Source organism: Brevundimonas sp. (assembly GCF_032107865.1).
GTDB lineage: Bacteria > Pseudomonadota > Alphaproteobacteria > Caulobacterales > Caulobacteraceae > Brevundimonas.
In genome coordinates this window covers 1-3,453 of sequence record NZ_DAMCNG010000259.1, presented here as the reverse complement: position 1 = coordinate 3,453, position 3,453 = coordinate 1, and the positions used below count along the sequence as shown (strand labels likewise).

The following is a 3,453-nucleotide window of genomic DNA, read 5'->3' as shown; positions in this document are numbered from 1 at the left end:
CCGCCGCTCTGACCGGCCGAAGGCGGACAGCCAGATCAGCGCCGTCGCCCCTGCCGCGAAGATCAGGATCAGCCCCGGCGCGGTGAAGGCGTTGGCCCGGAACGCCGGATAGGCGATGGCCGCGATCGCCAGGGCGAAGCCCACCGCCATCGCGACCAGCCACGGGTCGAAACGCGGACGGCGGACAGCGCGGGCCTTCTGGCGGTCTTGCGGTCGGGAAATGGTCATGGCGTCTCGCCCGCGCGAATCAGGGTTCGTCAGCATACCGAAGCTCTTTCATGCGCCCTAGCGAAGCCTCTCCCTCCCCTTCATGGGGAGGGTGGTCGCGCAGCGACCGGGTGGGGAGGGCGAGGTGATGCTGGATGTCGCGCTTGACCAGCCAAGACGCCCCCACCCGACTTCGCCCTGACGGGCTCAGCCACCCTCCCCATGAAGGGGAGGGAGAGACGGCGCCTTCACCCTTCATCGCCGCTTCCTTCGCTGCATGACGAAGCCGATGATCTTGGCGGCCGCCTCGAAATGTTCGCGGGGGATGACGCCGTCCACCTCGACCGCCGCATAGAGGGCGCGGGCCAGGGGCACGTTCTCGACGATGGGCACCTTGTGCTCCTTGGCCACCTCGCGGATGCGCAGGGCCAGGGCGTCGACGCCCTTGGCGACGCAGACCGGCGCGCCGTCGCCCTTGTCCGGCTCATAGCGCAGGGCGACCGAATAGTGGGTCGGGTTGGTGATGATGACGGTGGCGTCCGGTACGGCCTGCATCATCCGCTGACGACCGCGCTGCATACGGATCTGGCGCAGCTTGGCCTTAACGTGCGGGTCGCCGTCGGACTGTTTGAAGTCTTCCTTCAGCTCTTCCTTGGTCATCCGCATCCGCTTGGCGAAACGCATCCGCTGCCACAGATAGTCAGCCCCCGCCGTCAGCGACAGGAAGATCAGCGCCGACAGCATCAACGCCAGCGCCAGGTCGCGCGCGAACGGCAGGATCATCGCGGGGCTCATGGCGGCCAGGTTCTCGAGCTCGCGCGCGTGGGGCTTCAGCACCCACCAGCAGACGGCGCCGATGGCGACCAGTTTGATGAAGGTCTTGAGGAACTGCACCAAGCCGTCCGGGCCGAAGATGCGCTTGAAGCCCTCCAGCGGATTCACCTTGGACCACTTCGGCTTGACCTTGTCGGCGGTGAAGATGAGGCCCGACTGAGCCAGATTACCGCCGACCCCGCCCAGGATGACCGCGAACATCAGGGCCGCCAGGAACGGCGCCGCCGCCCAAACGGCGTGCATGCCGATCTCGACGCCCCCGCCCGCTTCCAACCCGCCGACCATGGCGTGCGGCTGGGCCAGGAAGGGAGTCAGCGCCTCGGCGATCCGGGTCGAGAACCAGCCGCCGCCCGCCAGCAGCACCGCCGCCGCCCCGGCCAGAGACAGCGCCGCCGCCACGTCCGGCGACTTGGCGACGTCGCCCTTTTTCCGCGCCTCTTCGAGTTTTCGCGGGGTGGCGTCTTCTGTTTTCGACTCGGGATCGGGGCCGTCAGCCAACGGCGCCTCCCGTGAAGAAGGCCGCCACTGAGCGGTAGCGGTCGATGAAGACAGTCCCCACCACGCCTAGGCTGAGCGTGAACACCGACAGCCCCAGGATGACGCTCAAGGGCGCGGCGGCGAAATAGACCTGGAAGCTGGGCATGACCCGCGCCACCAGGCCTGAGGCCAGGTTGAAGATCAGGGCGAACACCAGCACCGGCGCCGCCAGTTGCACCCCCAGCATGAAGCTCTGGCTCAGGGTCTTCACCGCCATGGTCGTGAAGTCCGACACGATCAGCGGCTTGGCCGGGGCGATGGCCTCATACGATCCGACCATGCCGCCGATGAACAGGTGATGGGTGTTGGTGGCGAACACCAGGGTCACGCCCAGCAGCATCAGAAAGGCCGACAGGGTCGTCCCCGGCTGGGCCTGCAGCGGGTTGGCGGTCTGGGAGAAGCCCAGCGTCGTCTGCAGGGAGACGATCTCGCCCGCCGTGGTCAGGGCGGTCATGAAGCTGCGCAGGATGGCGCCGATGGCCAAGCCGGTCAGCACCTCGCGGATCACCCAGCCGACGGTGGCCCCCAGCGTGGCGGGCAGGGCCGGCAGGGCGCCGCCCACGATGGGCCACAACGCCAGCGACAGCACCAGGGCCAGCGACAGACGGACCCTCGGCGGCACATAGGATTCGCCGAAGCCGGGCAGCATCATCAGGATCGCGCCGACGCGCGCGAAGATCAGCCCCCCGGCCCAGACCTGTTCCGCCGTGGCGTAAGGCTCCATGTCCCTGCCCTACAGCCTCGCCCTACATGCCCGCGATGCGCGCGGCGATCTCGCGCATGAAGCCGCCCAGCAGGGCGCCCATCAGCGGCAGGAATAGCAGCAACGACACGAAGATGGCGATGATCTTGGGCGCATAGACCAGGGTCTGCTCCTGAATCTGGGTCAGAGCCTGGAACAGGCCGATGGCCACGCCGACCACCAGGGCCACGATCAGGGCCGGCAGGCACAGCTGGATCGTCAGCCACAGGGCGTCGCGACCCACATCCAGAACTTCCGCGCCGCTCATCGCCGATCCCCGAGGCGCCCCGAACACACGCGCGGGACAGTGGGCAGAAAATGCCGACAGGATGGTTAACGCGACGTTAGGACGATGGAATGAGTGCGACGTTTCGGTCGATGCCGCTTCACGCGATTGACAACAGCGGCGACTAGACGAACGGTTTCGCCCTACCCCGATCAACGCCTGAAGGATGCCTCATGAAACCGTTCCTGCGTCTCGCCTCTGTCCTGATGATCGCGGCCTCGGCGTCGCTGGTCGCCGCATGCGACAACAAGGCGCCGGAACAGGCTGAGGCGACGGCCGCGCCGGCCGAGGGCGCGTCAACCGCAGCACCGGGCGTCTTCGACGTGAACAGCGTGGCCCTGTCGAGCGTCAGCCTGGGCGACTTCCCCTATCTGCGCCTGCCCGACGGCTACAAGCCGCAGAACAGCGAGACGCACGACTTCGCCGACTTCCCCTTCTGGACCGGCGCCGGGTTCCAGATGGTCGAGGGTCGCATCCACCAGACCCAGATCACCAACGACAGCGGCAAGAGCTTCTCGCGGCTGGAACTGTTGCGGAACATGGAGCACGCGCTGAAGGAAGCGGGCGCGGTTCGCATCTTCGACGGCCAGATTCCCAATGAAGCCGCCCACGCCCTGCCCGAGGCGGTGCAGATGGCGGCCCTGAACGGCATCGGCGACATCTACAACAACCCGTCGCAGACCTGGATCATCCGCCAGGCCGACCGCACGGTCTGGGTCCACCTGTATGTCGGCAGCGCGCAAGGCGCGATGGCGGTGGCCGAGGTCAAGGCCCTGGCTCCGACCGCCGGCCTGCTGCCCGCCGGCGAACTGGCGCGCAAGATCGCCGCCGACGGCCGCGTCGCCGT

Annotated in this window: 5 protein-coding genes; 1 reads left to right on the top strand and 4 read right to left on the bottom strand. The window is 67.7% G+C overall.

The genetic code is table 11. The features are described 5' to 3' along the window. The 4 genes from RT567_RS15105 to fliQ form a co-directional block, all read right to left on the bottom strand. Positions 1–264 (bottom strand): hypothetical protein (locus RT567_RS15105; protein WP_313577065.1); only part of this gene is annotated, 264 nt, incomplete at its 3' end. Positions 265–462: 198 nt separating this feature from the next. Continuing rightward, on the bottom strand, positions 463–1,539 hold the full coding sequence (gene flhB / locus RT567_RS15100; RefSeq protein WP_313577064.1) for a flagellar biosynthesis protein FlhB: 1,077 nt from the start codon (positions 1,537–1,539) through the stop codon (positions 463–465). Then, positions 1,532–2,302 (bottom strand): flagellar biosynthetic protein FliR, encoded by a 771-nt coding sequence (fliR, locus tag RT567_RS15095; protein ID WP_313577063.1) that lies wholly within the window; start codon positions 2,300–2,302, stop codon positions 1,532–1,534. The genes flhB and fliR overlap by 8 nt, the downstream gene beginning before the upstream one ends. 22 nt (positions 2,303–2,324) lie before the next feature. Beyond that, positions 2,325–2,588 carry a flagellar biosynthesis protein FliQ gene (gene fliQ, locus RT567_RS15090; RefSeq protein WP_003163604.1) on the bottom strand — a complete coding sequence of 88 codons (264 nt, stop codon included), beginning with the start codon at positions 2,586–2,588 and terminating at the stop codon, positions 2,325–2,327. Positions 2,589–2,779: 191 nt separating this feature from the next. Between fliQ and RT567_RS15085 the strand changes: the two genes are divergently transcribed. Beyond that, a partial coding sequence (locus RT567_RS15085; RefSeq protein ID WP_313577062.1) for a hypothetical protein occupies positions 2,780–3,453 on the top strand: 674 nt, incomplete at its 3' end.

Coding starts and splice junctions, on each gene's coding strand:
- fliR (WP_313577063.1), bottom strand. CDS start 2,302: ATGGAGCCTTACGCCACGGCGGAACAGGTCTGGGCCGGGGGGCTGATC.
- fliQ (WP_003163604.1), bottom strand. CDS start 2,588: ATGAGCGGCGCGGAAGTTCTGGATGTGGGTCGCGACGCCCTGTGGCTG.